Source organism: Microbacterium umsixpiens (assembly GCF_053543675.1).
In genome coordinates, this window is record NZ_JBLVOH010000003.1 from 39,048 (window position 1) to 42,574 (window position 3,527).

Genomic DNA, 3,527 nt, shown 5'->3' on the forward strand with positions numbered 1-3,527 from the left:
CCCCCCCCGGGCTTCGCTCCGTGCACCCGCAGGCACGCGCGGTCGCGTTCTTCCTCCCGCTGAGGCATCCGCCTCGCCTGCCCTTCGGCACACCGGCAAAGGAGCCCAGCCATGAGACGCATCACCGCGTTCATCGCCTTCACCGTCGCCCTCGTCATCGGCTCGTCCGCGCTCACCACGGTGCCGGCATCCGCCGCTCCCGAAGACGATGTCGCGACGGTCATCGACCGCCTCGAGGAGTACTACCTCGGGCAGGGCGACGACATCATCATCGCCAACGGCATCTACCTCGCCAAGACCTCGGAGGCGCTGGACTACGTCGCGTCGCAGAAGGAGGACGGATCGTGGGCCGACGTCGACTACGCCGATCGCACGAGCTCGGCGAACGGCAGCGTCTGGTCGGCGTACACGGCGCTCTACCGGATGCTCGCGATGACGCAGGCGTACAAGGACCCGAAGGCCGCAGGCCACGGTGACAAGCGGCTGGTCGACGCGGTGCAGCGGGCGCTGCTGCACTGGGACCGGGTGAACCCCGGCAACACCAACTGGTGGGAGACCGAGATCGGCGAGTCGATCGCGATGGGACGCATCTCGATGTTCCTCGGCTCCGAGCTCAGTGAAGACGCCTTCCGTGTCAGCCTCGCGCACAACACCGGCAAGCTCGACCCGGTCGGGGCGAACGGCTCGTGGCGCACGTCGAACTACATCTTCGAGGCCCTCTCCACCGGCGACATCGCCAAGGTGAAGGAGGGGTTCGCGACGATCGTCGCCACCATCGCGGTCGACCACTCCGGCACCGTGAAAGAGGCGGTCCAGCCGGACGCCAGCTTCTGGGCCCACGGCGCGCAGCTGTATAGCGAGGGCTACGGGATGGTGCTGTTCACCTACGCGGCCCTGTGGTCGGACGTCGCACGCGGCACCGGACTCGCGTTCACGCGCGCGCAGCTGGACTCGATCGCCTTCTACTTCATCGAGGGCACCCGCTGGCTCATCCGCGGAGAGATCGGCATGCTCTACCTCAACTACCGACCGCCGAAGACCATGAGCGACATCACCAGCCACGCCTCCGAGTTCATCGAGCCGCTGCAGCGCATGGTGCGCACGGACGCCCTCTACTCGACCGCCTACCAGGCCGTGCTCGACGGGGTGCTCGGTAAGACCGAGACGAACGGCGTCACCGGCGCGAAGTACTTCTGGCGCTCGGAGTTCGCCTCTCATCAGCGCGACGACTACGGCATCTTCACTCGTCTCAACTCGTCTCGCACGTTCGGCGCCGAGCTGCGCACGTCCTACCGTGACGATCTCGGCAACCCCGTCTTCTGGAACGCGATGGGCTCGACCGCCATCCAGGTCAACAACCGCGAGTACCTCGATCTGGGTCCCACGTTCGACTGGTGGCACTACCCCGGAGTGACCGCTCCCGACGAGAAGCGCACGGAACGCGGATTCGAGAACCGTGGGCGCAACGGAGACGGCGCGAGCTTCACCGGCGGCACGTCCGACGGGGAGTTCGGCGCGAGCGTGCTCACCCTCGACGCCGCGGGCACCGGCGCGCGGAAGAGCTACTTCACATTCGACGAGGGCATGGTCGCGCTCGGCGCCGGCATCGCCTCGACGAGTGGCGCGGCCGTGCACACGACGATCAATCAGGCATCCGCCAAGGAGAACGCGACCGTCGGCGGCAAGCCCGTCGCGGGCGATGCAGACGACCAGAGCGTCGGGGGCGCCCGGTGGGCCTACAACGACGAGGTCGGATACGTCTTCGCAGACGGCCAGGACGTGAGGGTCTCGAACCGGGCCCAGTCCGGCAGCTGGGAGGGGCAGGAAGCCGTCAGCCGCGACGCTTTCACGCTGTACGTCGACCATGGGACCAAGCCGACCGCCGGCACGTACGACTACACGGTGCTGCCGGCGGCCACCCCCGCCGAGGTCGCCGCCTTCGCCGACGCGCCCGCCATGCGCACGCTCCGCAACGACACCTCGGTGCAGGCGGTGCGGCACGACGCGGCAGGGATCACCATGGCGACGTTCTACGCCGCCGGGACGCTCGATCTCGGCGGCGGCCGCGCGCTGACCGTCGACCAGCCCAGCATCGTCCTGCTGGACGAGCGCGGCGAGACCCCCGTCGTCAGCCTCTCCAACCCCGACCGCCCCGGGCTGTCCGTCGGGGTCTCCCTCACCGGCGGCGGCCAGGACCAGCACGCGAGGTTCGCGCTCGGATCGGGCGAGAACATGGGCAGGACCGTCACTTCCGCGCTCGCCGCGGGCCCGCTCCCGGCGACCTCTGCGTTCTCGGCGAGCAGCACGGCAGACGGCTCGTCCGCCGCCGCGCTCGGGGATGACGACCGGGACACCGCGTGGCGATCGGCCGGCGACGGCACGCAGTGGGCGGCCGTCACGCTGCCCCGCGGATCGTGGGTCACGAAGGCGACCATCGACTGGACGGATGCTCCCGCCGGCGACTTCGTCGTGCAGACGTCGCAGAACGGCGTCGACTGGACCGACCGAGCCCACGTCACCGACGGCGACGGCGGGGTCGACGAGATCCCGCTCGACCCGACCCCGGCGGAGCATGTGCGCGTGCTTCTGCTCGACGGCGAGGGGGAGGGCTACGGCATCCGCGAGCTGTCGGTGGCGTCGAGCGTCAATCTCTCGATCGACGGTGCGACGCGGGCTTCGGGCTACGCGGGATACAACCTCGTCCACGCCCTCGCCGACGGCGATCCGTCCACGCGCTGGCGCGGCAACAACGCCAACAGCGCCTGGGCGCAGGTCGATCTCGGCGAATCGAAGCCCGTGTCGACGGTGCGGCTCTCGTGGGAGGCGGCGTATGCCAAGGCGTACCGGATCCAGCTGTCCGACGACGGCAGGAACTGGCGCGACGCCTATGTCACCCCTTCAGCCGGGAGCGACGGCGGTGTCGATGTGATCACGCTGAACGACCAGAGCGCCCGTTTCGTGCGGATGCAGACCGTCACGCGTGCTCTGGACTACGGACCCTCGCTGTGGGAGTTCGAGATCTTCTCCGATCGGCTGGTCGCCGAGGCCCACGCCGTTCCGGTGGGCAACGCCAACCTCGCGCTCGGTCGCCCGACGACGGCCGACAGCGTCCACCAGAACAACGCCACGATCACCGGGCCGAAGGCGACCGACGGTTCCCGCTCGACCAAGTGGTCGTCGGCGCGAGCAGCCGCCGAGCACTGGCTTCAGGTCGACCTGGAGAGCGTGCGGTCGGTTTCGCGCGCCGTGGTCGCCTGGGAAGCCGGCACGTCCAACGACTATCGCATCGAGGGCTCGGTCGACGGCACGACCTGGATGCCCCTGGCCCGCGTCCAGGCTGCGCAGCCGACGCTCATCCATCAGCACGACTTCGCGGCGACCGACGTGCGGTACGTGCGCCTGTCCGGCATGCCGGCGACGCAGTACGGGCTCAACATCTGGGAGCTCGAGCTGTACGGCGGGTACACCTTCGAGTGCGCGGGACCGGTCTCGGCCGGGCGCGACGGTGCGGCCGTCGTCGCCCCCCC

1 protein-coding gene is annotated in these 3,527 nt (G+C 69.5%); it reads left to right on the top strand.

Annotation, left to right across the window (positions count from 1 at the left end):
• Positions 1-111 precede the first annotated feature (111 nt).
• On the top strand, positions 112-3,527 hold a 3,416-nt coding region (locus ACNPM4_RS00375), incomplete at its 3' end, for a discoidin domain-containing protein (RefSeq protein ID WP_448984310.1).